This window comes from Pseudomonas sp. NMI760_13 (assembly GCF_021283245.1).
In the GTDB taxonomy this organism is placed as follows: domain Bacteria; phylum Pseudomonadota; class Gammaproteobacteria; order Pseudomonadales; family Pseudomonadaceae; genus Aquipseudomonas; species Aquipseudomonas peradeniyensis.
Genome location: NZ_JAJSRC010000028.1, coordinates 12,372 through 35,567 on the forward strand (window position 1 = coordinate 12,372; position 23,196 = coordinate 35,567).

Consider the following 23,196-nt stretch of genomic DNA (forward strand, 5'->3'; position numbering starts at 1 on the left):
ACCCCTACCTCGCATGGACAAGACCCGTATGAACAGACTTTCCACGCAGCTGGCCCGCCGGCTGGGCATGGCGCCATGGCTGGCCGATGATGCTGGCGGCTACCACCTGTGCATTGATGGCCATGGCCTGCGGCTCGAACCGCGTGGCGTACGGCTGGTGGTTCGCAGCTCGCTATCGTCGGTGGTTGGTCAAGGCGCCAGTCTCGACCAACAGGTCCTGCGCCGCCTCTCGGGCATGCTCGTTGCGTGGGCTGCGCAGTGCCCGCAGCGGTTGGCACTGACACCTGAGGGAGAACTGCTGCTTGAGGCCTGGATAGACCTGTCAAAGGGCGATGTGGATGCCCTTGAGCATGTGCTCGGGGTTCAGCTCGCCCTGCTGAATGTCCTGTGCGCGTTCCGTCGCGGCCCGACACCCCTGATTGCCCGTGGAGCAAGCGTATGGCTGCCATGAGATCGCTTGCCACCGGTCTGGCAGCCCTGCTGGCCAGTCTTGTCGCCCAGGGCGAGCCGCTGGATTGGGCGGACGAGCCGTTCCACTACATCGCCCAGGGCGAGAGCCTGCGCGATGTGCTGACCAATTTTGCCACCAACTATCAAGGTTCGGTGGTGGTCAGCGACAAGGTCAGGGACCAGGTTAGCGCCACCTTCGAGCAGCCGGACCCGCAGGCGTTTCTCGAGCAGGTCGCGGTGCTCTACAACCTGGCCTGGTACTACGACGGCGCGGTGCTGCATGTCGACAAGTCGAGCGAAGTGCAGACCCGCCTGATCCACCTGGACAGGGTACGCGAGCCGCAACTACGTGCGGCGCTCCAGGAGGGTGGTGGCTGGACCTCGCGCTTTGCCTGGCGTGCCACGTCGGGTGGACGGCTGGTGTATGCGTCGGGACCGCCCCGCTATCTGGACCGGGTCGAGCAGACCGTCAAGGCCCTGGAGCAGCAGGCCAGCCTGCAGGATGAACTGGGTGGCAGCCTGAGCGTCGAGGTGATCCCACTCCGGCATGCGGTGGCCGTGGACCGCGAGATCGACTATCGCGAACAGAAGGTGGCGGTGCCCGGCGTGGCCACGCTCCTTTCCCGGGTGCTGGCCGATGCCAATGTGGTGGCGGTCGACGGCCAGTCCGTGGGAGAGGGCGCGCCCGTGCGTGCCGGCCGGGCCGTGGTCCAGGCCGAACCGTCGATCAATTCCATCATCGTGCGTGATCACGCCGAGCGCCTGCCCATGTACCGGCGCCTGGTCATGGCGCTGGACCGGCCGGCGGCGCGGATAGAGGTAGGCCTGACGATCCTCGATATCAACGCCGAACACCTGGATGAGCTGGGCGTGGAATGGCAGTTCGGAGTCGGTAAGCATCAACTGATGGACATCCGAACCCAAGCGGGATTGGCGCAAACCACGTTGGCTGGCAGCCTGGTCGATAGTCGGGGATTGAACCGGCTGCTGGCCAAGATCACCCTGATGCAGGGCGAGGGTCATGCCCAGGTGGTATCACGCCCGACCTTGCTGACCCAGGAAAACACCCTGGCGGTGATCGATCACAGCGAAACCTACTATGTGCGGGTGATGGGCGAGCGGGTGGCCGAGCTCAAGGCCATTACCTACGGCACCTTGCTGAAGATGACGCCACGCCTGATCCGCAGCGCGGACCGGCCGGAAATCAGCCTGAGCCTGCATATCGAGGATGGCAGCCAGAAGCCCAACAGCACCGGGTCCGATGGCATTCCCACCATCAGCCGCACGGTCATCGACACGCTGGCCCGGGTAGACCTTGGGCAGAGTCTGATGATCGGCGGCATCCATCGCGGCGAGACGAGCGAAAGCATCCGCAAGGTCCCGTTGCTGGGTGACATTCCCTTCCTGGGCGCCTTGTTCCGCTATCAGTCGAGCAACACCCGTCGTTCGGTGCGCCTGTTCCTGATCGAGCCGAGGCTGATTGACCCCGGGCTTGGCGAGCGTGCCTGATATGACCTGGAAACTGCGGCTCTACAGCGGTTTGAATGCCGGCGCCGAGGTGTCCCTGATGCCTGGGCGGGTGGTCATCGGCGCCGATCCGGCCCAGGCCGACCTGGTGCTGGCGGATACGGGCATTGCCGCCATTCACCTGGTGCTGATGGTCGAGGCCGGTGGCGTACGCTTGCTGGAGTGGGGTTCGAGCGAAGCACCCACCCAGGATGGACGAGAGGTGGCAGCGCAGGCCGAACTCCAGGCATTGGCGACTCAATGTTGCGGTCCGCTGCAGTGGGCCTTCTGCAATCAAGACGACCTGTTCGCCGAGTGGCTTCCCGCGCAGCGTTCTCGGTCAGGCTTGCGCCACGGCTGGTTCATGGTGCCGGGTGCCGGGTTGCTTTTGCTGCTCGTGTTGCTCACGCGATTGTTGATTGCCGACGCTGAGGCACAGGACACGCCAACAGCAGTGGTAGCGCCCGTCGAGCAACCGCCCCAGCCCCGGGAGCAAGCCCGGACGCGGCTGGCGCAACTGCTGCGCGAATGGCGCCTGGAGGACACCTTGAGCGTGACCGACCAGGGACACACCCTGGTGCTGCGCGGGGCGCTGCGCGAGCGCCAGCTCCAGGACTACCAGAACCTGCAGCGACAGTACCGCGAGGCATTCGGCGACCACCCATCATTGCGCTTGGTCGACGAGGGCAGGGCACCTGCGCCCGCGAAACTCGATTTCCCTGTTCGAGGCGTCTCACTGGGGCGGTTGCCCTACGTGACGCTGAGCGACAACCGCCGTTACCCAGTGGGGGCACTGATGCCCTCCGGCATTCGCATCCTGGCGATCGATCGGCAGGCGATCACGCTGAGCAAGGGTGGCCGGGACTACGTGATCAACCTGAAGGAGAGACCGGCAGATGATGGATGAACTCATGTGGGAGGTGCGTGATCCGCGTAAGCAGGCGCGAATGTTCTCGGTGCTGGAGCACGCACGGCAGGCCTGTGCCAGGCAGTTGTCGGAGCCGCTGCCACCTTCCGAGTTCCAGGAATTGCACCAACAACTGGCGGCCCTTGAAGCAGCCTTGAAAATACTCGAGAAACTGGAGGAACACTGAAATGACGAACATCAGCAGCGGCTTCTACGACGGTACCAGCAACACCATGGACATGGTGCACAAGGGGATGGTCGAGCAGGTACAAAAGGCCAACAAGGATGTTCTCGATTCGCTCGAGAAGCTCAACAAGAAAAGTGACGATCCTGCGTTGCTGGCCGACATGCGCCATCGTACGAACATCTGGTCGAACGTGTTCCAGGTCGATGCGACCCTGGGTCAGACCTTCAAGAACACTCTCAGCAGCATCCTGCAGAAGTTCTGAGCATGAACCATTCCGTGAACAATCTGATGGCCCGCCTGGGCCTGCTGGGTGTCGAGCATCGTCACCATGACGAGGCGTTGTGCATCGCGCAATGGCTGGCCCGGGAACCGGCAACCATGGAGGCCGCCTGTGCGATACGCATTGCCAGCCTGATGGGGCAGGGGCGTTGCGAGGAAGCCCTGGCAGAGGGCAACCAGGCACCCTGGCCATCCCTCGAGCCGTGGCTGGCGCTGTGCGAGCGTCAGTTGGGCTACATGGCCGTGCTTGAGCGGCGTCTCGAGGGCATGGCGCAGAGCGGTGATCCTGACCTGGTCCGCTTTGCCCAGGGCATGCGCGCCCAGGTGGTGGCATGAGTCCGCTGGCCTCGGCGCTTGTGTCTGGTGCGCAAGGTGCACTGATCGCGTTGCCCACGCACAGTGATCAAGACGCAGCCGAGTTCCAGGCAAGCCTTGTTGAACATCAAACCCGCGAACAGGTGTCCTCGGAACTGACGCAGCAAACGAGGCTGCAAGTGCTCGCCATGGCGATGGACCTGCTGAATGATTCCTTCACGGTGGAGGGCGACTCATGAATGGCATTACCGAGGTAACCCGGGTTGTCACCGACCTGCAGTCCCTGTCAGCACCGGCTGCCGATTCCCGGCAGGTGGCCGAGTTCGAGCAAGCGCTTTCCGGTGCCGCCGACAGCCCTGGCGATGGACTGCTGCACCAGATAGGACAGCTCCACCAGCAGCATACCGAAGCCCGGCAGGGCGCGCAGGCCAGCCTGGTCTCGCGCACGGGGGACCCCGTGGCACTGATGGACGCCCATTGGTCGCTGATCCGCAGCAACCTGCAGGTAGAGTTGATCGCCAAGGGTGTCGGGCGCACCACGCAGAACATCGAAACCCTCATGAAAGCCCAGTAGGTGTCCTGTGAAAAGATCATGGCAGTGCATGCTGCTTCTGGCAGTGCTGACACTGGGCGGGTGCAGGGTCGAGCTTTACCTTGGCCTCGCCCAGCGCGAGGCCAACGAAATGCTCGCGGTGCTGGACACCGAGGGCATCGCAGCGGTGAAGGCCCAGGACAAGGACGGCAAGGTGAAGATCCTGATCGACGAAGCCGATATCGGCCACGCGGTGGCGGCGCTCAAGCGTCAGGGCTATCCGCGGGAGATGTTCTCCACGGTCAATGACGTGTTTCCCCGGGACAGCCTGATCTCCTCGCCCTTGGAGGAACAGGCGCGGCTGACCTATGTGAAGTCACAGGAACTGTCGCGGACCTTGTCGGAGATCGATGGTGTACTGGTGGCCCGGGTGCACGTGGTATTGCCGGAGCCCCGTGACGGCCTGCGCGCGCAGGCCGGCGTAGCGTCGGCGTCGATCTTTATCAAACATGCGGCGGATGCGGCGCTGGAGCTGTACATCGGGCAGATGAAACAGCTGTTGAGCAACAGCATCGAAGGCCTGGACTACGAGCGCATCAGCGTGGTGCTGGTGCCGTCGAACCAGGCGCGTCAACCGCTGGCGGGCCTGCGCCATGTCACGCTGTTGTCGATCCAGGTTCTGGAAGGTTCGCGCTGGCGGCTTGTGGCGCTGCTGGGCGTGCTGCTCGGGGTGCTGGTACTGAGCAACCTGGCGCAGTACCTGTGGTGGCGTCAGAGAGCATGACCGAGTTCCAGTTTCGTTACTGCCCGGCGCACTACCTGCATTCGACCCACTGTCCCGAAGCGCTGGATCAGATGGTTCAGGCCTTGCCGTACTGGCGGGAGAGTCGCGAGGTCAACGGCTGGCTGATGTCGGTGCTGGCGCTGTGCGAGCCGTTCGACTTGCCAGAACGACTCGGTAGGCTGGCCCTGTTTTCACAGCCGGCGTTGGAGCGGGTGTTGGCCAGTTTGGGCGGCCTGCTGCATGGCCAGGCCATCCGACAAGTACTCGAACGGTCGGGGCAGGCGCGGTTGCGGGCGGCACTCAACCCACAGGGCCTGCGCTATTGCCTGGAAAAGTGGTGTCTCGTCATTGGCCCTTGGCCTGTGGGCTGGCAACAGGCGCTGCCAGCCGGTGACCTGGACGCGTACCTGCCTGGTTGTGGCTTGTCGTTCTGGCTGCAGGCATGCGGTGAGATCGATTCGGGGTTCGCTCGGCGTCTGAACCTGCGCCTGCCCGCCGTGACTGCAATGCCGACTTGGCCGATGGACGATGAACAACGCGTCCTGGCACGCACCCTTTGCCTGAAAGTGGCCCGAGACAGGAGCCCGGAATGTTGCCATTTATTGAGTTGAATGAGGCCCGGCCGATGATCGACCCGAGCCTGAACGTATTGCGCAGCGCTGACTATCAGCAGTACCTCGATGCCAGCGTACTGACCGAAAACGCACGTCAGCGTGCCCGGGATATCGATGCCCGGGCCGATGCGGTGCTCGAGGAGCATCAGCGGCTCGGGCGGGAGGTCGGACTGGAAATGGCCGCCATCGAACAGGTGGCGTTGCTGCATGGGACACGCTTGCGCTGCGATGCCTTCTATCGCCAGGTCGACCAGCAGATGAGCGAGGTGGTGCGCCAGGCCGTGTGCAAGGTGCTGGGGGAGTACCCTGATATCGAGCTGACACTGGCCGCGACCCGTCAGGCGCTGGCGCAGGTTCAGCCAATGGAAGCGTTGTTGCTGCACGTAGGGCCCGATCAGTTGCCTGAGGTTCGCCAGCGTTTGGATGAAGTGCTCGCGCTATATCCCGAGGTCGGGCCTGTCGAGGTATGCGCCGATGCCAGGCTAGCGCGAGGCGGCTGTCGCCTGGAGACCGCAGGCTGCGTGATCGATGCCAGTATCGAAGGGCAGTTGGCCGCGTTGCAGCGGGCGCTGACGCAACGGCACCTTGACGATGAGGCTGGAACGCCATGAACGAAGCCGTGTTGGCCGCAGCCGCGCGGGCGATCCGTGATGATCAGGAGCGCGATGCGTTGCTCCAGGTGTTCTGGACACAGCTTCGCCAGCCTGCTCGGAATCTGGCGAGGGAGCGCGCAGAAACCGTGCCTGTGCGCCGGCCATTGCCGCAGCGTGGGATCCTGGTCTAGCGCTCCCATCTCCATTGTCCTGGACCTGTGGGAGCAACTGTCTTGCTCAATTTTTAGAATCTGGCGCGATCCCTGTGGGAGCGGGTTTACCCGCGAACACCAGCGAAGCTGGTGCCAACCACCGCGGCGCTTGCTTCGCGGGTAAACCCGCTCCCACAGGGACCTTGGTTTGCCTGTGGTTTACGTTATCTATGCCATCTCCTCCTGCGCCTGCAACCAGCGAATCACCTCGGCCACTGGCTGGATCAACTCGCCGGGAATGTACTGCTCCACCCGGCTGTCGGCGAATAGCGCCCGGGCCAGGGGAATACGTTCGAGCACCGGTACTCCTTCTTCCTCGGCAATCCGCCGCACCAGCAGGGCCTGCTCGTCGGTGTACTTGAGGGTGACCAGCGGCAAGGGTGTTTCCCCGGGTTTGTAGCGCAGGCCCACGGCGATATGGGTCGGGTTGGCGACGATGACCGACGAGCGCCTGACATCCGCGCGCAACGTGCCGTTGTGCATTTCGCGATGGCGCTTGCGGCGCTCGCGCTTGAGCTCGGGGGCGCCCTCCATCTCCTTGTGCTCGCGCTTGACCTCTTCCTTGCTCATGCGCAATTGCTTGAGATGCTGCCAGCGCTCCAGGCCGTAGTCGGCTGCCGAGATCGCCAGGAAACCCACGGCACAGACCCCGATCAGTCTGCCCATCAGGCTGCCCAGCAACGGCAGGATGCACTCGATGCCGCACGATGACACCCGCAGCAGCGTGCGCAGGTGGTCGCTGAGCAGGCCAAGCACCAGCGCGCCGAGCAGCAGTACCTTGAGCGACGACTTGAGAAAGTCGAGCAGGTTCCTGACCGAGAAGATTCGTTTCACCCCCTCCAGTGGACTGACTTTCTTCAGGTCGGGTGAGAGCGACTTGCCGCTGAACACGAAGCCGGTCTGCAGCAGGTTGCCGGCGATGGCGGCGAGCACGGCCGTCAGCAGGAACGGCAGGGTGAGCCATAGCAACTCATGCAGCAGTTGCTCGAGCATCAGCTCCAGCGCTTGGCGAAAGGGCAGGTGGAGCAGGGGGGCGGGGAGCATCATCAGCTCACGCAGATGCCCGAGAAAGTAATCGGGAAAAGCCATGGGCAACGCAACCAGGCTCAGGATCAGCACTGTGGAGACCAGCTCCTTGCTTTTGGCCACCTGACCGTTGCGGCGCGCATCGCGCAATTTTGCCCGTGTGGGCTGTTCAGTTTTCTCGCTGCTCATGGTTGCTCCAGCAACGGAGCGAGCAGACTTGCCTTGGCCAGCGCGATGGACACCTGATCCTCGGCCAGTGTCATCAGCAGGACCAGGTACGGCACAAGTAGCGTGCTGCAGACCAGGCTCTTGATCGGCATGGACAGGATGAACACGTTCAGCGACGGCGCGAAGCGGCTGACCAGGGCCAGGCCGAGTTCGGCGAGGAACATGGCGATCAGCAAGGGTGCTGCGAACAGCACGCACAGGGCCAGCAGGTAATCGAACTGGGCCAGGAAGAAGGTGTTCCACTGGCTGCCGATGTGTGGGTAGAAGCTTGCCACCGGCCAGCTGGCGTAACTGCCCAGCAGTGCCCCCAGCAACCCCAGGAAGGCGCCGCCGGTGAAGAACAGGGTAAGGAGCGTCTGCGCCAGCAAGGTGCCGGAGGGGCTGGTCTGGCTGCCCAGCAGCGGGTTGAGGGTGGAGGCCAGGGTGGCGCCGCGCTGGTTGTCGATGAGAAAACCGCAGGCCTCCAGGGCCCAGAACGGGATGACCACCACAAAGCCCAGCAGCAGGCCGAGCAGCACTTCCTTGCCGATCAGCAGCCCCAGCTGCAACCCGTCCAGCTCGGCGGGCAGGGTACCGGCCACGCAGGGGTAGATGAACAGCGCCAGCGAACAGGCCACGCCATTGCGCACCAGCGCGCCGCCCAGTACCTGCTTGCCGAGGATCGGCAGCAGGAGAAAGCAGCCGAACAACCGGGGCAGGATCAGGCTGAAGCCCAGCAGCATCTGTTCAAGTGTCTGGACCGTCATCGCACCGAGGGAATCCGGTTGAGCACCAGGTCGGTGTAGCGATATAGCTCGCTGCCCATCCAGTCGGCGGTGACGAACAGGGTGACGACCACCGCCACCAGCTTGGCGACGAAGCCCAGGGTCTGTTCCTGCACCTGGGTCAACGCCTGCACCAGGGATACCAGGGTGCCCACCAGCGCGGCCATCAATACTGTCGGCAGGGAAAGGACCAGCACCAGCCACAGCGACTGGCTGGCGAAGTGCAACACTTCGGTACTGTGCATGTCAGCCTCCGTAGCTCAGCACCAGGCCATGGGAGAGTCGTCCCCAGCCGTCGAGCAGGACGAACAGCAGCAGCTTGAAGGGCAGTGAAATGGTCACCGGCGAGACCATCATCATGCCCATGGCCAGGAGGATGTTGGAGATGATCAGGTCGATGGCGATGAAGGGCAGGCAGATCAGGAAGCCGATCTCAAAGGCCCGGCTCAGTTCGCTGATGGTGAACGCCGGCAGTAGCACCAGCAGGCTGTTGCCATCGATCCGCTCGGCGTAGTGGCTGGGCCATAGCTGGCGGGCGCTGTCGAGGAAGAAGGCGCGTTCGCGCTCGTTGACCTGGCCATCGAGGAAGGCGCGAAACGGCGCCATGCCTTCGTCGAGAAAACGTTCGACCGAGCGGGCATCGCCGAGGGTCGTTTCATGGGCGTTCAGGTAGTCGTAGGTAGCCATGCCCACCGGGGCCATGACGTAGATACTGAGAATGATCGCCAGGCCGTACAGGGCCATGTTCGGCGGAATCTGCTGGACACCCAGGGCATTGCGCAGCAACGAGAAGACCACGGCCATCTTCAGGAACGAGGTGGCCATGACCGCGATGAAGGGCACCAGCGACAGCAGCGCCAGGCCGAGGATCAGGCTCAGTTCGTTCGGCAGCTGGATCATGTCGGTTGCTGTTCCAGCAGGCGGTTGATCCGCACCCCGAGGCGGCCGTCGATCTGCACCAGCAGACCGGTGCCGACACAGCGCTGGTTGGCGAGGATACGCACCTGGGCATCCAGCGGGCTGTGCAGTTCGATCAGCGCTCCAGGTTGCAGGGTCGACAGCGTGTGCAGGTCGAGGGTCTGGCGACCGACTTCGAAACTGACCGGTATTGGTAGTTGCTCCAGTGTTTCCAGGGCGGTGTCGGTCACAGGGGGGGTGTCGTGCATGCGGACTAGCTCCAGGTGTGTGTCGTCGAGTTGCAGTTCGGCCCAGGGGTGGCCATCGAGCACGCCCAACAGTCGCGGGGAGCTTGGCGTACCTGCGGGCAGCAGCAGGATGTCGCCCGTGCCGAGGTCGCGCAGCTCGTGCAACGTCAGTTCGAGGGGTCGCCACTGCAGCGAGAGGTTCAGCAGGATGTTCAGGCGTTCGCGCAGTGGACGCCGTGGCAAGACCGTCAGCAGGCGCTCGCTGTCGCCTTGCACCCAGCAGGGCAGCAGGCCTTGCGTGCTGCTCAGCGTCACTTGCAGACCGGGTGTGCGGTCGATGGTTTCTGCCGGCTCGATGCCCAGGCATTGCAGGCCGGGCAGGCGAGGAGTGTCCCGTTGCAGCACCGCCAACTGCAGTGCGCTGGGGAGGCTGGCAAAGTCGGCGGCCTGCAACTGCGGTGCAAGCCATTGCGCCAGCTGCTGCCGACGACACAGCAGGCGAGTCGGTACGCCGAGCCAATCGATCTGCACGGCCAGATCCAGGTCATCGCCTGGAACGCTGACACTCAGCGAGACCTGCCCTTGATCGTCGGCATAATGGGGTTGGCGATGGCTCAGTAACTGCTGCAAGCGCAGTTCCTGGGTGTGGGCGGCAGGCAAGTTCAATGTACTCATGGTTGAGGCCAGCCTTCGTCCTCTACATGGCGCTTGTTGCGTGAGCCTTGCTGGCTGTCGCCATTTGCGCCGAAGCCGAGGCTGACCGGCTGCGCGGGATCGAGCCGTTGCAGACGCTCAAGCAGGTCCGTACCGGCTACCTGCAATTGCCGCAGGGCGGCTGGCGCCGCCTGGATCTCCACCTGCAGGCCAGCGCTCACAGGGTTCATGCGTACTTCGACATGGCCCAGCTGAGGTAACTGCACCTGCAACAGGGCCTGTTCGCGGGTACCCGTCCTGCTGGCGAACAGTTGCAATTGCAGGCGCTCCACAAGCGTCTGCAGATCCTGGATGGGGGCCGCGACAGTTGCCGGCAAGGCCCTGTCGATCAGGGGGCGCTCGCCCGATGAGGCAGGGGGCGCAAGGATTGGCTCGATATCACTGGGTAGCAGACGATCCGGCACGTTGTCGGTACTGTCGCGGACGGTTTGCAGGCCCGCATCGGCACGGCTTGCCTCGGTCAATGAGGTCGGCTCGACCTCATCAAGTATCGCTGGCATGGGCTCCGGAAGGGGGCGTTCGATGACGTTCTCGATCAGCGCAGGTCGTTCTGCTGCGCAGGCGGGTGGGCACTTTGCGATCAAGGCAGCCATGCTCAGGACCACTTGGGTGACAGGGCGTTCAGGGCTGGCCTCGTCCCGGGCAGGTCGAAGGCCTGTATCCTGCGGCGCGCTGCGCTTGAACCGTGGAATTTCCAGCAGGTGTTCGAACAACAGTCGCTGCTCGTTGCAAGGCCCACGTTCAGGCGGGTCATGCAATGGGTTGTCCGGCAGCGCAGGAACAGGCTGGGTGTTCAGCATGGCGAGCCTCCCTGGCCATGGCACTCCTCCACTTCGAGCTCCTGGCTGTGCTCTGTGCGCCGAGCGGCTTGCCGGGATGCCTGCTCGTGCAGTTGCTTGAAACTGTCCAGCTGTTGTCTGGCCTGGGCAAGTTTCGCTTGCGCCTGCTGGCGTGCGGTGTGCTGGCGCGCCAGTGCATTCTCGCAGGCCACGACTTGTCCACGCAGGCTCGCTTCCCGCTCGCCGAGCAGGCCGACCTGGCGACGCCACTGTTCCAGGTCATGGCGCTTGGTCAGGCGCCCCACCTGCGCATCGAACAGGCGCTGCTCCTCTTCGCGGGACCAGCACCGATACGTCAGGTGCGCCTCGAGCGATTTTGCCTTGTCCGCCTGTGCCGCCTGCAAGCGGGCCTGCTGATTGCGCGCTTCGTGCTCGGCCCGTTGCAGTCGGCGTTGCTTGATGGATAACAGGGTGGTCAAGGGCACCGGGCGATCTCCAGCAGTTGTTCGAGGCTCTGCTGCAGCGAACTGTGTTCGTGCGGTGCCTGGCACAGCCAGGCACGAATGGCATCGTGCTTGTCGATGGCCAGGTCCACGGCAGGGTCCTGGCCTCGGGAGTATTCGCCGACTCGCAGCAGCAGTTCGACGTCTTCATAGCGCGCCATCCACTGGCGCAACTGGCTGGCGGCGGCACGGTGGGCAGGGCTGACCACCTGGTGCATGACCCGGCTGACCGAGCGCAGCACGTCGATGGCCGGGTAGTGGTTGGCCGCCCCCAGAGCCTGTGACAGCACGATATGGCCATCGAGGATCGAGCGGGTTTCCTCGGCGATCGGTTCGTTCAGGTCGTCGCCCTCCACCAGCACGGTGTAGAGCGCGGTGATCGAGCCCTTGTCCGAGTGCCCGGCGCGCTCGAGCAGGCGTGGCAACTGGGCGAACACCGAGGGCGGAAAGCCGCGTCGGGTCGGCGGTTCACCCGCGGCCAGGCCGATCTCGCGTTGGGCCCTGGCGAAGCGGGTCAGCGAGTCCATCAGCAACAGGACCTTGCAACCCTGGTCGCGGAAATACTCGGCCACGGTGGTGGCGACGAAGCCCGCCCGGGCCCGCTCCATCGCCGGGCGGTCGGAGGTCGAAACCACCAGCACCGCGCGGCGCAGCCCGTGTTCGCCAAGCTCGTGATGAATGAACTCGCGCACCTCGCGACCGCGCTCGCCGATCAGCGCAAGGACGATCACGTCGGCCTTCGCGTTGCGCATCAACGAGGCCAGCAGCGTGCTCTTGCCGCCGCCGGCAGGGGCGAAGATGCCGACGCGTTGCCCTTCGGCGCAGGTGAGCAGGCCATCGATGCAACGGATGCCCAGGCTCAAGGGGGTGTCGACCAGCTTGCGGCTCAAGGGCGCCGGCGCATCCCGGTGCACCGGGTACCAGGCCTGTGGTGTGGCCGGCATGCTGCCGTCGAGCGGGTTGCCGAAGCCGTCAAGCACTGTTCCCAGCAAATGATCCCCCACGCCCACGCGGTGCATGCTCCCGGTGGGGCAGACCTCGGTGCGCGTGCAAAGGCCCTGCATGTCGCCCAGCGGGGCGAGCAACGCCTGGTCCTGTTGCAGGCCGATGACCTCGGCCAGCAGCGCCTGCTCATGGTTGGGCCTGCGCAGTCGGCACAGCTCGCCGACCTGCACGCCGGGCGCCAGCGCACGGATCAGGGTGCCGGTGACCTGGGTGACCTTGCCGTTGACCTGGACCAGGGTGGCGCCGTTCACGGCAGACTTCAGGGTCTGGGGAATCTGCAGCAGCGATGGCGACATGGGTACGATGTGGGTGCGTGAATGAAGGGGACCATTCTAGGAAGCCTGCCCGGGGATGGATTTCACTGTGAGTCGCATGTTTTTAGATTCCGGTCGCTATGTGTTGCGCGCGCCGGCAGGCTAAAAAGAAGCGCCCGACGATGACAGTACGGCTGCTGGCTTGCCTCTAGCATGCCGCTCATTCATTTATTTCGAAGTGAGGTGGGGATGAGCGAAGGCATCGGCTTTGCCCGGGTTGACCCGATGGTGGACATGGGGGGCGGCTGGGAGGCGCAGGCAACCGTCCAGGCGCGGCAGGTGACCCCGATGGGGCAGCAGGCCGAGATGGCGGAGGAGCTGTCGATGGCATTCTCGTCGCTGGCCAATGCCCGGCTCAGTGCCCGCAGTCGCGTCACCGATGCGCGCCTGCATGGGCAGCAGGCGGGCCAGGCGGCCGAGGAGATGCTGGCCAAGGTGCCGGACGTCCAGCGCCGCGCCCTGGATGAACTGGTGGCCTGGTTGCGTCAGCATCCTCATCTGACACCGGGGGAGCTGGAGGCACGCCTGGATGGCTTCTCCGGCGAAGCCTGCCATCGCTACCTGGCCCTGGCCTATGCCCGTGATGCATTGGGCAAGGCGGCTGATACCCGCGACTTGCTCGGCAAGCTGGACCAAGCCATGGCAAGCATGGCGCAGACGCAAGGCCAGGCGATCGAACTGGGGATCGAGATCGGTCCGCTGGCACAGGCGACCCAGGAGCAGGGTGTCGCCGAGGTGGCCGCGCTGCGCGAGGTTTATTGCGACTTCCTGTGCGGTTATCGCGGGCTTCGGCACGCCTGGGACGACTTGCGCGCACGCTTCGGCGATGCGGCCATCGGCGATATCGCCCAGTTCATGCTCAACGGCCTGGCCAGTCATATCAGCGGGCCGTCCTCGCACCTGGACAGCAACCAGCTGCAGCAGGTCATCAGCGACATGAAGCTGGTGCAGGCCCTCAAGAAACTGGAAAGCGACACGGCCGCGCTGTTCCGCCAGCTTGCCGGAGAGCCCAGTGGCGTACGGGCCTTCTGATCTGGTCAGCGACCTGTTGGCGCTGCTCGACAAGCGCTGGATCACCGAACAGGACATCCTGCGCCTGCTCGCCGCGCTGCCGCTGGCCCCTGGCGCTCAACGTGTCCATTGCCTGCGTGAACTGCGGCGGATCTTTCGCCTGCTGCCCTTGCAGGTGTTCAGCGAAGAGGTCCAGCGCGAGCACCTGCTGGCGATCTGTCAGTTGACCATGGACCAGCTCATCGACGACGAAGAAGCGTCGCTGCATGGCGGGCGGGAGGCGTGAGCATGGACTTGTGTACTGAAGCCATGGTCCGGTTCTGTCGCGATCAGGGAGTGATTCTGGCGCATCCGCAGGAGACCTTTCAGCGTCTGGAACTTGCGGATATCGGTGTCGTGCAGTTTGAGCGACAGGCAGGGCAGTTGACACTCTGGCTGACCTTTCCCGTGCATGGAGCACTGTTTGAACGTGCCCTGTCGAGTGCGCTCAGGCAGGTCCATGATCATCAGGCGCCTGGCCAACTGCTGCGTTGCGGCCTGCTGCCTGACGACCGCCTGGTGTTGCTGGTCAGCCTTGATGAGCACCGGGTGACCGAGCAGGTACTGCATGAGGCTTGCCGGCTGCTGTCGCGGGTGCGTGTCGAAGTGCTCACGGCATGAGCGTGATCGAGCGAGCCGGGCAGCTCCCTGACCTGTGGTTGCCGTCATTGGCAGCCGACACTGCGTTGCCACGGCCGGCTGGCGAACCGCTGCCGATGCCGGGGCAACCCGTGCAGGCTCATCTGCGTGAACTGTACCCGCGGCATCGGATGGAACGCCTGCGTCTGTCCTACGCCAGCCCCGAACAGGAACTGCATGCCCTGTACGACCCGCAGCGCTTCGCCACGACGCTGGACGCCCTGGCGGAGCAACTCCTCAACACCCAGGCCCGCGAGAACCGCCAGGCGGCGGCGCTGCTGCAGGCATTGCTGGCCGACCGGCATACGCTGGCGTGCTACGCCAACCTTCTGCTCAAGGTATGAATAGATGCAATTGACGATTGAACAGCGTGATGTCCTGCAGCTGTTGGCCTGGCTGCACCTGCGATGTGGCCTGCCCGAGGGCGCGCATACGTTGCTGGAGGTGCTGTTGCGGGTTGATCCCGATCACATCGCCGGGCGCCGCGCCTCGGTAGTGGCTGCATTGGAACTGGGCGACTGGGCGCGTGCCGAGCAGCAGTGCCTGGCGCTGCGTGACGCCGGTGAGCAGCGGGCCCCCCTGTGGCTGTGCCTGAGCCAGGCGCAGCAGATGGCGGGCCGGTTGGAGCAGGCCCAGGCCACCTTCGCCGAGTACCTGCGACGCAAGGCCCACCCATGAACACCTTGACCCGGGTGCTTGGCCATATCGGCGCGCGCAAGGACCTGATGCTGGCCGTGATGCTGCTGGCGGTGGTGTTCATGATGATCCTGCCGTTGCCACCGCTGTTGCTGGACCTGCTGATCGCCCTGAACATGACCATCGCCGTGGTGCTGCTGATGATGTCGGTGTATGTCGTATCGCCGCTGCATTTCTCGGTGTTTCCCTCGGTGCTGCTGGTCACCACGCTGTTTCGCCTGGCACTGTCGATCAGCACCACGCGGATGATCCTGCTGGAGGCCGACGCCGGGCAGATCGTGCAGACCTTCGGCGACTTCGTGGTCGGCGGCAACCTGGTGGTGGGCTGCATCCTGTTCCTGATCATCACCATCGTGCAGTTCCTGGTCATCACCAAGGGCGCCGAGCGGGTGGCGGAGGTCAGCGCGCGGTTTTCCCTCGATGCCATGCCGGGCAAGCAGATGAGCATCGATGGCGATCTGCGCGCCGGGGTCATCGACGTCAACGAGGCCCGCGAGCGCCGTGGCGAGGTGGAGAAGGCCAGCCAGATGTATGGAGCCATGGACGGGGCGATGAAGTTCGTCAAGGGCGACGCCATCGCCGGGCTGGTGATCATCGTGGTCAACCTGCTGGCGGGCCTGGCCATCGGCGTGATGCAGAAGGGCATGAGCGCGGCTGACGCCTTGCAGCTCTACGCGGTGCTTACCGTGGGCGATGGCATGGTCAGCCAGGTGCCGGCGCTGCTGATCGCCATCACAGCCGGCATCATCGTCACCCGCGATGGCGAAGGGGCGCGCGACCTTGGGGCGAATATCGGCAACCAGGTAATGGCGCAACCCAAGGCCCTGATGATCGGCGGCGCATTGCTGGTGTTGTTCGGGCTTGTTCCAGGCTTTCCGACGGTCACTTTCCTTACCCTGGCACTGCTGGTCGGGGGCGGTGGCTGGTGGGCGATCCGCCAACGGCGCATCGCGGAGGAGGGCCGGCTGCACACTGGTGGCCTGCCGGCGTTGCTGGCCAATGGCGCTGGCGCCCCCACGCTCAAGCCTTCCGGCAAGGCGAAGACGGCCGCTGACGCGCAAGCGTTCGCCTTGACGGTGCCCTTGCTCATCGATGTGGACAGTGGCCTGCAAGCCGCCTTGGAGGCTGCCTCGCTGAACGAAGAGCTGGCGCGGGTCCGGCAGGCGCTGTATCTGGATCATGGCGTGCCGTTTCCCGGTATCCGCCTGCGTTTCAGCAGCGTGCTCGGCCCCGGCGAGTACCGCATCCTGTTGCAGGAAGTGCCGGTGGCGCGTGGCAGGCTGATGCCGGAACGGCTGCTGGTCCAGGAAAAGCCCAGCCAGCTGGCGCTTGTCGGCGTGCCCTACGAGGAAGGCGAAGCCCTGCTGCCAGGACGGGCAGCGCTGTGGGTGGAGCAGGCCCAGCGCGAGCGTCTGGAGCGCGCCGGATGCGCCTTCCTGGCGATTGACCAGGTGCTTGCCTGGCACCTGTCGCAGGTTTTGTGCGAATACGCCGGGGACTTCATCGGTATCCAGGAGACCCGCTACCTGCTGGAGCAGATGGAGCAGGGCTATGGGGAGCTGGTCAAGGAGGTGCAGCGCATCCTGCCGTTGCAGCGCATCACCGAGGTGTTCCAGCGGCTGGTGGGCGAGGGTATCTCGATCCGCAACATGCGCTCGATCCTCGAAGCCTTGGTGGAGTGGGGCAGAAAGAGAAGGACGTGGTGCAGCTGGCCGAATACGTGCGCAGCAGCCTCAAGCGCTATATCTGCTACAAGTACGCCAGCGGGCACAACCTGCTGCCGGCCTACCTGCTGGATCCGGCGGTCGAGGAGATGATCCGCAACGGCATCCGCCAGACCAGTGCCGGCAGCTACCTGGCCCTGGAGCCTGCGCAGAGCGACACCTTTCTCGCCCAGGTGAAAGCCGTGGTGGGCGACTTGCAGGATGCCCAGGCAAGGCCCGTGCTGGTGGTGTCGATGGATATCCGCCGCTATGTGCGCAAGCTGGTCGAGGGCATCTATTTCGACTTGCCGGTGCTGTCCTTCCAGGAACTCACCACGCAGATCAACATCCAGCCATTGGGGCGCATCGGCTGACGCCAGCCTGGCGTCAGAAAGCGTACCCACAAACTACAAAATCGCGGCCGGGTCTGACGGAGCGGCCGCTTGCACCTCAATAGACTTCATCGGCATGTACCCCGGCCTTGTGCCAGGAAGGGTACCTGACCAACCGGATGCAGATGATGAGCAGTTCTATTGAAGCAAGTAGTCGCCCTGTCCCTTTGCCGTACGTAGACCGTGTCGCGCCGCCGGACACCTGGCGGGATATCAAACGGCTGGAGGCGATCCAGGATCAGCACGGGATCGTGGCCGTGGACGGCCAAGGCCAGCCGCTGAGCGCGGAGCACCGGTCGCAGGCCATCGAGACGTTGCTGGGGGCCGAGGGGCAGGCGCGTCTGGCACAGAGCCGTCCCTATTTCGAGAGCCTGTTGGCGCAACCGTTGCCCGAGCAGCATGTCGACGCGCTGTACCGATTGCTCGAGGCTTATGCCGGCTGGTTGCCGGGAGCGCCCTTGCAGCTGCAGAACCTGGGCGAGCGCCTGTGCATGGACGAGCTGGTGATGGCGGCGATGGGCCTGCGCATGCGCAAGCAGAAGACCGAACGCACCGAGCTCAGCGAGCAGCTCAAGTGCCTCACGGCGGAGCTGAAGATCTTCAGCGTGATCCAGTCGAAGGTCAACGTGGTGATGGCCGACAAGGGCACCTTCAAGCTGGAAGACGGTGGCTTCAACCTCTTCGACCGCAAGCTCTACGACCTCGATGCGGACAGTTGGGAGAAGAGCTCCGAGCGCCGATTGCTCTCGAGCCTGGATACGTTCCAGTCGGACGGGATCGTCACGGTGCGGCATTTCCTCGAGGGCGCGCAATCTGCCTCTGCGTCGAGTGAAAACGGCGGCCGCCTGCAAAAGGTCAGTGGACCGATGAGCGACCTGAAAGCGCAGTACGCCTGGGACAAGGACAACAACCCGTTGGCCAATTTCTCCCAGGCCCTGAGCGACCGCACCCGCATCGTCAACGACAAGGTGACCGAACAGACCACCCTGCTCAACGACGTGGGCTCGCGCTACACCACCTCCACCGAGGTGATGATGAAGTTCGTCGAGACCTGGTTCTCGATGCTGTCCAGGATTCTGCAGAACTGAGGTAGGTGATGACGGCAGTACAACAGATGGCCGGCGACGATGCCGATGCCAACAACGTCGATGCGATCGAGCGCTTCTTTGGCGATGGCGGCACCTTCGCCATGCTGCGCGGGGTATGCGCGGGGCAACTGGAAACGCTTTACGCCCAGGCGTTCAACTTCTACCAGGCGGGACGGCTGGACGATGCGCTCACGCTGTTCAAGGGGCTGGCGGCACTCGACCATTATGACCCCCGGGCGTTTCTTGGCGTGGCAGGCGCGTACCAGGCGCTTGAGCGCTACCAGGACGCATTGCCGGCTTATGCTTATGGCGCGATGCTCGCGCCGCAGGACCCGCGTTTCAGCTTCCATGGCGCGCAATGCCACCAGTACCTGGGCGACCTGGCAGCGGCGCGCAGCGGCTACGAGCAGGCGCTGATCCTGGCGGTAGACAGCGAGCATGCCGGCCTGGCAGGTCAGGCGCAGGTACTGCTCGAGGCCCTGCAGCAGAAGGAGGGCGCACGTCATGCGAATTGAGCTTCTGTCTGTGGAGCAGCCGCTCCTGATACCGGCTGAAATCGAATCGGAAATGCTGCTGCCGGGCACGGCGATCCAGTTGCCCGGCGAGACCGGTACAGCGTCCAGCGTCGCAACGATCAAGCAGGACATGAGTGTCCGATTGGACCCTCCAGCGCCGCTGGCGAAGGGGCTGCATCAGGGGTTGGCATTCGACAAGCTGATCGACGCTGAAGGCCTCATGCAACCAGTGCTGGTCGCGGTACCTGATGTCGGTGCATTGATACTCGGCCAACTCGCCGGGGATATCTCCGACGCTGAACTGGATATCCGCCTCACTGAACTGCTGAGCCAGTTGGGTGCGCGCCAGACCGAGCTGAACCTGCAGCAGGTACGTCAGCTCACCGAGCAAAACCGCCAGCAGATGGCGCTCAATGCGCAGAAGATGGAGGAGGTGGCTCAGCGACACCAGGACGCCGGCACGGCGAGCGTGTTCGCCAAGGTCTTCGGCTGGGCCGCAGCCATCGTCTCCATCGTGGTGGGGACCGTCATGGTCGCCACTGGCCTTGGCGCCGTCGCGGGCGCCTTGATGATCGCGGGTGGCGTCATGGGGGTGGTGTCCATGTCGTTGAACCAGGCCGCCGAGGACGGGCATATCTCCAAGGCGGTGATGAAGTACCTCGGGCCGGTGTTGATGGCGGTCGAGGTCGCCCTGGCGCTGGCCTCGGTGGTGCTGACCTGCGGCGGCAGCCTCGCGGTGGTCGCCGCCAAGGTGGCCGGCAAGGTGAGTGGCAAGGTCGCGCAGACGGTCCTTTCAGTGGGCCAGAAGATCCAGGGCGTCGCCTCCACCGGGGTCAGCTCGACCGCCAGCGCGGGCACCCAGGCCAAGCTGCAGATGACCCTGACCGGCGCCAGCATGGCCACCACCACGCTGTCCAGCGCCGGGCAGGCGGCCAGTTCGGTGATGCAGGGGTTGGCACTGCGCAGCGAGGCGCAACTGGCGGAAATGCGCCTGCTGCTGGACCAGGGACACAGTTTTCTCGAGCAGTTGGCCAAGGCGCTTGAACAACTGCTCGCGGGGAAGGCGCAACGCTTCGAGCAACTACTGGAACTGTTGAACAACCGCAGCAAGGCCTGCACCGATATCGCTTGCCGAAACGTCATTGCCTGATCAAGGAGTCAATCATGAATCTGTCCATTTCCACTGTCGATCATTCGTCCCACGTGGATGCCCAACTGCCGGTCACCGAGGGGCAGAAGGCCGGGCTGCCGCTATGGGCGATGCTGGCCATGCCCTGCGCGGCGACGCGCGCGGTATTTGCCGAGAAGCAAGGGCGGGTAAGCCTGGATACACCGCAGGCCACGCCCTGCAGCCAGGACCTGGAGAGCCTGCTGGCGATTCTCCGCGCCGCCATGCAGGTGCGTGACGGCAACGCCCAGGGACGCAGGACCCAGGCCGAAGTCAGCGTGCTGGCGAGCAAGGAGCAGATCGGCTGGATGAGAACCGCCAGCAATGCGCTGTTCGCCTCGGCGGCCGTCAGTGGTGCATTGGGCGCGTTCACCCTGGCCAGCGGCACCACCGGCATGCTCAAGAACCTGGGGGATGCGCGCACGATCAAGGGCCTGGAACAAGCCAGCCATGCTGCCGAGTTTGCCAAGTCCGGTGAGGTTGCGATGGCCTCGAAGAGGCTGATTGCCGAGAACCGTATCGAGGTCAAGCACCTGCAGAACGCCATCGACACCCGCAATACCACGCTGCATACGCTCAATGGCGTGGCCCAGAGCGGCGCAGCCTTTGGCACTGGCATCGCCCATGCCATCAAGTCGCTGCAGGATGTCTGGGCAAAAGAGCAGGAGCTCGAGGCGGCGGTTGCCGGCAACCAGAAGGAGCTGTTCCAGCGCTGTACCGATGACCTGGCGAAGATGATCGATCAGTTGCGTCAACTGATCCAGGAAATCCTGCGCAACGACAATCAGGGGATCAGGGCTGCGGGCATCATGGCCTGAGCACGTCAGCTTTCCTGCAAGGATGTTGCAAGCCGTAAGGATCCAGGTTCTTGCGGGTGTGAGAGTGGTCTTTTCCCAAGTTAAACGATGCTGCAAGAAGAGGTTTGTACAATGATCGAATCGGTTTCAACCAGTTGGGTGTGTGCCGCCCAGTTGCATCCAGTCAACGAGAGCAGTGACTGCGCACAGGTGAAAACCAGCGAGTCAGCGCAGCGCCTGGCGCGTCACGAGGAGCCGCAGAAGCATGGCATCCTGATGCGCCTGTTCATCGCGATTGCCGAGTTCCTCGGCTTTCGTCCCGGTGTGGCGACGGGCGGCGCGCAGGCCACGGCTTCGGCGCCGGACATGATGCGTTCATTAAACGAGCAGATGGCCAAAGGGCTGCCGGATGTCATGAGGTCGCAGGCCAGCGGGATACTGGCGAAGCAGGAGAATCTGCCAACCGAGCAGTTCATGGCCAGTTACACGGAGCAGCTCACGGGCAGCAATATCATGCGTAACGCCAACTGCCTGTTATCGAATGTCGTCAAGCTGGGCGAGCTTGTGCCAGAGCTGAAGGTTGGGACGAGCATCACCGAGGTCGATATCGTCGGTGGCTACTCTTTGCAAGAGGCCCAGTTTCCGGACAATATCAAACTGATGCAGAACGATCCGATGGCTGCCGCCAAGGTACTCGATGCGGTGATTTTCCTGGCTTCGAAGTTTGCCGAGTTTCCGGATCCCGAGCAGGTAGGCCCTGAAGCGGTGGTGGCGTTTGTCAAAGAGGTCGATGCCGAGTTCATCGACCTGTTCGCCCAGAAGTCCGATGCGCTGGCGCCAGTTGTCGTGGCGCAAGCATACGACGATGCCGCTTCGGTGGTAGCCGGCACTTTGGCCGAAGCGAGCCCTGCACAGCCTGTGGAGCCTGAAGCGAGTTACGGTGGGGCGACCATCGGACAGCCTGATCCGCTAACATCGTTGAAGGACGTCAAGCTCGGATTTGTCAAGATCGACGATGAGGTCGCTCTGCCAACGCGTAATGACTTCAACGCGACCATGAATTCGCTGCAACGGCCGACCAGTCCGCTTTCTCAGTCATTTGAGCACCTGGAGCGTCTTGCCGAGCATGGCAGTGCCGCCGAAAAGGCAATCGCTTCAATGGTGCTGGACCACACGGCGATAGGGCAGACCCACTCCTACGGCGACCTCTTCGGGCAGCGTAAGCTGGAACCCGATCTGTTGCAGGCCCACTCTGCGCTCTCGTTCGTGGACACACTGCAGAAGAAGCTGGACATGGCAGGGCGTCTGCTCGGCAACCTGCAGGCTGCCGACGCGGCTTGAGCTTGAGACTGGCTGGAGCCTCAGGGCCCCGGCCAGCCTTTCGAATCCCTTCAGGTCACCCGCTGTGAAACCAGCCCAGGGTGATCATTGCCACCACGATATAGCGCCCGCCCTTGGCCAGGGTGACCAGCAGCACGAAACGCCAGAACGGCTCGCGCATGATCCCGGCGATCAAGGTCAGCGGGTCGCCGATCACCGGCATCCAGCTCAGCAGCAATGACCACTGGCCCCAGCGCTGGTAGCGTTGCTGGGCGCGTTCCAGCTGGCTGGCGCTGAACGGGAACCAGCGGCGTTCGCGCAGGTGCTCGATGGCCCGGCCCAGCAGCCAGTTGACGATGGAGCCGAGCACGTTGCCGAGCGTGGCCACCAGCAGCAGGGTCGCCCAGGCGCCCGGTTCGCGCAGCAGCAGCCCGACCAGCACGGCCTCGGACTGCAGCGGCAACAGGGTGGCGGCGCCGAAGGCGCTGAGGAACAGCGCCCCGAGGCTGAGCATCAGTAGCTGGCGACCACGGTATCCTGGCCATCCCGGGTCACGCCGATGACCTGGTAGGCGTCCTTGTGGTCACCCATTTCCATGCCCGGCGAACCCATCGGCATGCCCGGCACCGCGATACCCTTGAGGTCGTTGCGTTTGGCCAGCAGACGCACCTGCTCGGCCGGGACATGGCCTTCGACGAACTTGCCGTCGATCACCCCGGTGTGGCACGACGCCAGGCGTGGCTCGACGCCCAGGCGCTGCTTGACCGCGCTCATGTTCGGCTCGACGTGGTCGTTGACGGTGAAGCCGTTACCGCTCAGGTGCTTGATCCACTCCTTGCAGCAACCGCAGTTGGGGTCGCGGTAGACATCGATGGTCTCGGCGGCCTGGGCCAGGCCGGTGACGGCCAGCAGGCCGAGGGTGAGCAGGTGTTTGCGCAGCATGGTGGAGCTCCTGTGAAACAGCATGATCC

General features: G+C 64.1%; 32 protein-coding genes and 1 pseudogene. 23 read left to right on the forward strand and 10 right to left on the reverse strand.

The window, feature by feature from the left end:
- The first annotated feature begins 28 nt into the window (after positions 1–28).
- Genes LU671_RS23075 through LU671_RS23135 form a run of 12 tightly spaced genes read left to right on the forward strand, consistent with a single transcriptional unit; the run spans position 29 to position 6,358 of the window.
- Positions 29–451 (forward strand): CesT family type III secretion system chaperone, encoded by a 423-nt coding sequence (locus LU671_RS23075; RefSeq protein ID WP_232856997.1) that lies wholly within the window; start codon positions 29–31, stop codon positions 449–451.
- The gene (sctC, locus tag LU671_RS23080; RefSeq protein WP_269806797.1) at positions 439–1,959 is read left to right on the forward strand and encodes a type III secretion system outer membrane ring subunit SctC; all 1,521 of its coding nucleotides are present in this window, start codon (positions 439–441) and stop codon (positions 1,957–1,959) included. Before LU671_RS23075 ends, sctC begins: the two co-directional genes overlap by 13 nt.
- A 1-nt stretch (position 1,960) precedes the next feature.
- Positions 1,961–2,863 carry an FHA domain-containing protein gene (locus LU671_RS29470; protein ID WP_269806798.1) on the forward strand — a complete coding sequence of 301 codons (903 nt, stop codon included), beginning with the start codon at positions 1,961–1,963 and terminating at the stop codon, positions 2,861–2,863.
- Positions 2,853–3,050 carry an EscE/YscE/SsaE family type III secretion system needle protein co-chaperone gene (locus tag LU671_RS23095; protein ID WP_232856998.1) on the forward strand — a complete coding sequence of 66 codons (198 nt, stop codon included), beginning with the start codon at positions 2,853–2,855 and terminating at the stop codon, positions 3,048–3,050. The genes LU671_RS29470 and LU671_RS23095 overlap by 11 nt, the downstream gene beginning before the upstream one ends.
- A 1-nt stretch (position 3,051) precedes the next feature.
- Positions 3,052–3,312 carry an EscF/YscF/HrpA family type III secretion system needle major subunit gene (locus LU671_RS23100; protein ID WP_232856999.1) on the forward strand — a complete coding sequence of 87 codons (261 nt, stop codon included), beginning with the start codon at positions 3,052–3,054 and terminating at the stop codon, positions 3,310–3,312.
- Positions 3,313–3,314: 2 nt separating this feature from the next.
- Entirely contained in the window at positions 3,315–3,665 is a 351-nt protein-coding gene (locus LU671_RS23105; protein WP_232857000.1) for a YscG family type III secretion system chaperone, read from the forward strand.
- The gene (locus LU671_RS23110; protein ID WP_232857001.1) at positions 3,662–3,883 is read left to right on the forward strand and encodes a hypothetical protein; all 222 of its coding nucleotides are present in this window, start codon (positions 3,662–3,664) and stop codon (positions 3,881–3,883) included. The genes LU671_RS23105 and LU671_RS23110 overlap by 4 nt, the downstream gene beginning before the upstream one ends.
- Complete coding sequence (gene sctI, locus LU671_RS23115; protein ID WP_203651978.1) at positions 3,880–4,218, forward strand: type III secretion system inner rod subunit SctI; 339 nt, start codon at positions 3,880–3,882, stop codon at positions 4,216–4,218. Before LU671_RS23110 ends, sctI begins: the two co-directional genes overlap by 4 nt.
- Positions 4,219–4,246: 28 nt before the next feature.
- Positions 4,247–4,960 carry a type III secretion system inner membrane ring lipoprotein SctJ gene (sctJ, locus tag LU671_RS23120; RefSeq protein WP_232857002.1) on the forward strand — a complete coding sequence of 238 codons (714 nt, stop codon included), beginning with the start codon at positions 4,247–4,249 and terminating at the stop codon, positions 4,958–4,960.
- Complete coding sequence (locus LU671_RS23125) at positions 4,957–5,571, forward strand: SctK family type III secretion system sorting platform protein (RefSeq protein ID WP_232857003.1); 615 nt, start codon at positions 4,957–4,959, stop codon at positions 5,569–5,571. Before sctJ ends, LU671_RS23125 begins: the two co-directional genes overlap by 4 nt.
- Complete coding sequence (locus tag LU671_RS23130) at positions 5,550–6,185, forward strand: HrpE/YscL family type III secretion apparatus protein (RefSeq protein ID WP_232857004.1); 636 nt, start codon at positions 5,550–5,552, stop codon at positions 6,183–6,185. Before LU671_RS23125 ends, LU671_RS23130 begins: the two co-directional genes overlap by 22 nt.
- The gene (locus tag LU671_RS23135) at positions 6,182–6,358 is read left to right on the forward strand and encodes a hypothetical protein (RefSeq protein ID WP_203651987.1); all 177 of its coding nucleotides are present in this window, start codon (positions 6,182–6,184) and stop codon (positions 6,356–6,358) included. The genes LU671_RS23130 and LU671_RS23135 overlap by 4 nt, the downstream gene beginning before the upstream one ends.
- 189 nt (positions 6,359–6,547) lie before the next feature.
- Here LU671_RS23135 and sctU read toward each other — a convergent pair whose 3' ends face one another.
- Genes sctU through sctN form a run of 8 tightly spaced genes read right to left on the reverse strand, consistent with a single transcriptional unit; the run spans position 6,548 to position 12,839 of the window.
- A complete protein-coding gene (gene sctU, locus LU671_RS23140; RefSeq protein ID WP_232857006.1) occupies positions 6,548–7,594 on the reverse strand; it encodes a type III secretion system export apparatus subunit SctU in 1,047 nt (348 codons plus the stop codon).
- Entirely contained in the window at positions 7,591–8,379 is a 789-nt protein-coding gene (gene sctT / locus LU671_RS23145; RefSeq protein WP_203651991.1) for a type III secretion system export apparatus subunit SctT, read from the reverse strand. The genes sctU and sctT overlap by 4 nt, the downstream gene beginning before the upstream one ends.
- Positions 8,376–8,642, reverse strand: coding sequence for a type III secretion system export apparatus subunit SctS (gene sctS, locus LU671_RS23150; RefSeq protein ID WP_232857008.1), 267 nt, complete (start codon positions 8,640–8,642; stop codon positions 8,376–8,378). Before sctS ends, sctT begins: the two co-directional genes overlap by 4 nt.
- A 1-nt stretch (position 8,643) precedes the next feature.
- Positions 8,644–9,297, reverse strand: coding sequence for a type III secretion system export apparatus subunit SctR (gene sctR / locus LU671_RS23155; RefSeq protein ID WP_203651994.1), 654 nt, complete (start codon positions 9,295–9,297; stop codon positions 8,644–8,646).
- Entirely contained in the window at positions 9,294–10,217 is a 924-nt protein-coding gene (gene sctQ / locus LU671_RS23160; RefSeq protein ID WP_232857010.1) for a type III secretion system cytoplasmic ring protein SctQ, read from the reverse strand. The genes sctR and sctQ overlap by 4 nt, the downstream gene beginning before the upstream one ends.
- Positions 10,214–11,056, reverse strand: coding sequence for a type III secretion system needle length determinant (locus LU671_RS23165; protein WP_232857011.1), 843 nt, complete (start codon positions 11,054–11,056; stop codon positions 10,214–10,216). Before LU671_RS23165 ends, sctQ begins: the two co-directional genes overlap by 4 nt.
- A complete protein-coding gene (gene sctO / locus LU671_RS23170; protein WP_203651996.1) occupies positions 11,050–11,520 on the reverse strand; it encodes a type III secretion system stalk subunit SctO in 471 nt (156 codons plus the stop codon). Before sctO ends, LU671_RS23165 begins: the two co-directional genes overlap by 7 nt.
- Entirely contained in the window at positions 11,511–12,839 is a 1,329-nt protein-coding gene (gene sctN, locus LU671_RS23175; protein ID WP_232857012.1) for a type III secretion system ATPase SctN, read from the reverse strand. Before sctN ends, sctO begins: the two co-directional genes overlap by 10 nt.
- A gap of 207 nt (positions 12,840–13,046) precedes the next feature.
- Here sctN and LU671_RS23180 point away from each other — a divergent pair, with 207 nt between their 5' ends.
- From LU671_RS23180 to LU671_RS23230, 11 genes and pseudogenes are all read left to right on the forward strand, one after another.
- On the forward strand, positions 13,047–13,889 hold the full coding sequence (locus LU671_RS23180) for an HrpJ domain-containing protein (RefSeq protein WP_232857013.1): 843 nt from the start codon (positions 13,047–13,049) through the stop codon (positions 13,887–13,889).
- A complete protein-coding gene (locus tag LU671_RS23185) occupies positions 13,870–14,154 on the forward strand; it encodes a TyeA family type III secretion system gatekeeper subunit (protein WP_203651998.1) in 285 nt (94 codons plus the stop codon). The genes LU671_RS23180 and LU671_RS23185 overlap by 20 nt, the downstream gene beginning before the upstream one ends.
- A 2-nt stretch (positions 14,155–14,156) precedes the next feature.
- The gene (locus tag LU671_RS23190; protein WP_232857014.1) at positions 14,157–14,528 is read left to right on the forward strand and encodes a hypothetical protein; all 372 of its coding nucleotides are present in this window, start codon (positions 14,157–14,159) and stop codon (positions 14,526–14,528) included.
- Positions 14,525–14,890, forward strand: coding sequence for a hypothetical protein (locus LU671_RS23195; RefSeq protein ID WP_203652001.1), 366 nt, complete (start codon positions 14,525–14,527; stop codon positions 14,888–14,890). Before LU671_RS23190 ends, LU671_RS23195 begins: the two co-directional genes overlap by 4 nt.
- 4 nt (positions 14,891–14,894) lie before the next feature.
- Positions 14,895–15,224 (forward strand): tetratricopeptide repeat protein, encoded by a 330-nt coding sequence (locus LU671_RS23200; RefSeq protein ID WP_203652003.1) that lies wholly within the window; start codon positions 14,895–14,897, stop codon positions 15,222–15,224.
- Positions 15,221–17,319 (forward strand): annotated as a pseudogene (gene sctV, locus LU671_RS23205) (type III secretion system export apparatus subunit SctV). Before LU671_RS23200 ends, sctV begins: the two are co-directional and overlap by 4 nt.
- A 146-nt stretch (positions 17,320–17,465) precedes the next feature.
- Complete coding sequence (locus tag LU671_RS23210) at positions 17,466–18,425, forward strand: virulence-associated V antigen (RefSeq protein WP_232857015.1); 960 nt, start codon at positions 17,466–17,468, stop codon at positions 18,423–18,425.
- Between the two features lie 8 nt (positions 18,426–18,433).
- On the forward strand, positions 18,434–18,940 hold the full coding sequence (locus tag LU671_RS23215) for a SycD/LcrH family type III secretion system chaperone (protein WP_232857016.1): 507 nt from the start codon (positions 18,434–18,436) through the stop codon (positions 18,938–18,940).
- On the forward strand, positions 18,930–20,090 hold the full coding sequence (gene sctE / locus LU671_RS23220) for a type III secretion system translocon subunit SctE (RefSeq protein WP_232857017.1): 1,161 nt from the start codon (positions 18,930–18,932) through the stop codon (positions 20,088–20,090). The genes LU671_RS23215 and sctE overlap by 11 nt, the downstream gene beginning before the upstream one ends.
- A 14-nt stretch (positions 20,091–20,104) precedes the next feature.
- Positions 20,105–20,926: a hypothetical protein gene (locus LU671_RS23225; RefSeq protein ID WP_232857018.1), complete on the forward strand. Its 822-nt coding sequence runs from the start codon at positions 20,105–20,107 to the stop codon at positions 20,924–20,926.
- Between the two features lie 111 nt (positions 20,927–21,037).
- Positions 21,038–22,246: a hypothetical protein gene (locus LU671_RS23230; RefSeq protein ID WP_232857019.1), complete on the forward strand. Its 1,209-nt coding sequence runs from the start codon at positions 21,038–21,040 to the stop codon at positions 22,244–22,246.
- A gap of 55 nt (positions 22,247–22,301) precedes the next feature.
- On the opposite strand, the gene LU671_RS23235 is transcribed toward LU671_RS23230, so the two are convergent.
- Both LU671_RS23235 and LU671_RS23240 read right to left on the reverse strand, forming a co-directional pair.
- Complete coding sequence (locus tag LU671_RS23235; RefSeq protein ID WP_203652021.1) at positions 22,302–22,739, reverse strand: YqaA family protein; 438 nt, start codon at positions 22,737–22,739, stop codon at positions 22,302–22,304.
- Complete coding sequence (locus LU671_RS23240; protein ID WP_232857020.1) at positions 22,739–23,167, reverse strand: DUF411 domain-containing protein; 429 nt, start codon at positions 23,165–23,167, stop codon at positions 22,739–22,741. Before LU671_RS23240 ends, LU671_RS23235 begins: the two co-directional genes overlap by 1 nt.
- Positions 23,168–23,196: the final 29 nt, after the last annotated feature.

Bases quoted from the DNA above. Each gene is read 5' to 3' on its own strand.
- LU671_RS23075 (WP_232856997.1), top strand. From the start codon at position 29: ATGAACAGACTTTCCACGCAGCTGGCCCGCCGGCTGGGCATGGCGCCA.
- sctC (WP_269806797.1), top strand. From the start codon at position 439: ATGGCTGCCATGAGATCGCTTGCCACCGGTCTGGCAGCCCTGCTGGCC.
- LU671_RS29470 (WP_269806798.1), top strand. From the start codon at position 1,961: ATGACCTGGAAACTGCGGCTCTACAGCGGTTTGAATGCCGGCGCCGAG.
- LU671_RS23095 (WP_232856998.1), top strand. From the start codon at position 2,853: ATGATGGATGAACTCATGTGGGAGGTGCGTGATCCGCGTAAGCAGGCG.
- LU671_RS23100 (WP_232856999.1), top strand. From the start codon at position 3,052: ATGACGAACATCAGCAGCGGCTTCTACGACGGTACCAGCAACACCATG.
- LU671_RS23105 (WP_232857000.1), top strand. From the start codon at position 3,315: ATGAACCATTCCGTGAACAATCTGATGGCCCGCCTGGGCCTGCTGGGT.
- LU671_RS23110 (WP_232857001.1), top strand. From the start codon at position 3,662: ATGAGTCCGCTGGCCTCGGCGCTTGTGTCTGGTGCGCAAGGTGCACTG.
- sctI (WP_203651978.1), top strand. From the start codon at position 3,880: ATGAATGGCATTACCGAGGTAACCCGGGTTGTCACCGACCTGCAGTCC.
- sctJ (WP_232857002.1), top strand. From the start codon at position 4,247: ATGCTGCTTCTGGCAGTGCTGACACTGGGCGGGTGCAGGGTCGAGCTT.
- LU671_RS23125 (WP_232857003.1), top strand. From the start codon at position 4,957: ATGACCGAGTTCCAGTTTCGTTACTGCCCGGCGCACTACCTGCATTCG.
- LU671_RS23130 (WP_232857004.1), top strand. From the start codon at position 5,550: ATGTTGCCATTTATTGAGTTGAATGAGGCCCGGCCGATGATCGACCCG.
- LU671_RS23135 (WP_203651987.1), top strand. From the start codon at position 6,182: ATGAACGAAGCCGTGTTGGCCGCAGCCGCGCGGGCGATCCGTGATGAT.
- sctU (WP_232857006.1), bottom strand. From the start codon at position 7,594: ATGAGCAGCGAGAAAACTGAACAGCCCACACGGGCAAAATTGCGCGAT.
- sctT (WP_203651991.1), bottom strand. From the start codon at position 8,379: ATGACGGTCCAGACACTTGAACAGATGCTGCTGGGCTTCAGCCTGATC.
- sctS (WP_232857008.1), bottom strand. From the start codon at position 8,642: ATGCACAGTACCGAAGTGTTGCACTTCGCCAGCCAGTCGCTGTGGCTG.
- sctR (WP_203651994.1), bottom strand. From the start codon at position 9,297: ATGATCCAGCTGCCGAACGAACTGAGCCTGATCCTCGGCCTGGCGCTG.
- sctQ (WP_232857010.1), bottom strand. From the start codon at position 10,217: ATGAGTACATTGAACTTGCCTGCCGCCCACACCCAGGAACTGCGCTTG.
- LU671_RS23165 (WP_232857011.1), bottom strand. From the start codon at position 11,056: ATGCTGAACACCCAGCCTGTTCCTGCGCTGCCGGACAACCCATTGCAT.
- sctN (WP_232857012.1), bottom strand. From the start codon at position 12,839: ATGTCGCCATCGCTGCTGCAGATTCCCCAGACCCTGAAGTCTGCCGTG.
- LU671_RS23180 (WP_232857013.1), top strand. From the start codon at position 13,047: ATGAGCGAAGGCATCGGCTTTGCCCGGGTTGACCCGATGGTGGACATG.
- LU671_RS23190 (WP_232857014.1), top strand. From the start codon at position 14,157: ATGGACTTGTGTACTGAAGCCATGGTCCGGTTCTGTCGCGATCAGGGA.
- LU671_RS23195 (WP_203652001.1), top strand. From the start codon at position 14,525: ATGAGCGTGATCGAGCGAGCCGGGCAGCTCCCTGACCTGTGGTTGCCG.
- LU671_RS23200 (WP_203652003.1), top strand. From the start codon at position 14,895: ATGCAATTGACGATTGAACAGCGTGATGTCCTGCAGCTGTTGGCCTGG.
- LU671_RS23210 (WP_232857015.1), top strand. From the start codon at position 17,466: ATGAGCAGTTCTATTGAAGCAAGTAGTCGCCCTGTCCCTTTGCCGTAC.
- LU671_RS23215 (WP_232857016.1), top strand. From the start codon at position 18,434: ATGACGGCAGTACAACAGATGGCCGGCGACGATGCCGATGCCAACAAC.
- sctE (WP_232857017.1), top strand. From the start codon at position 18,930: ATGCGAATTGAGCTTCTGTCTGTGGAGCAGCCGCTCCTGATACCGGCT.
- LU671_RS23225 (WP_232857018.1), top strand. From the start codon at position 20,105: ATGAATCTGTCCATTTCCACTGTCGATCATTCGTCCCACGTGGATGCC.
- LU671_RS23230 (WP_232857019.1), top strand. From the start codon at position 21,038: ATGATCGAATCGGTTTCAACCAGTTGGGTGTGTGCCGCCCAGTTGCAT.
- LU671_RS23235 (WP_203652021.1), bottom strand. From the start codon at position 22,739: ATGCTCAGCCTCGGGGCGCTGTTCCTCAGCGCCTTCGGCGCCGCCACC.
- LU671_RS23240 (WP_232857020.1), bottom strand. From the start codon at position 23,167: ATGCTGCGCAAACACCTGCTCACCCTCGGCCTGCTGGCCGTCACCGGC.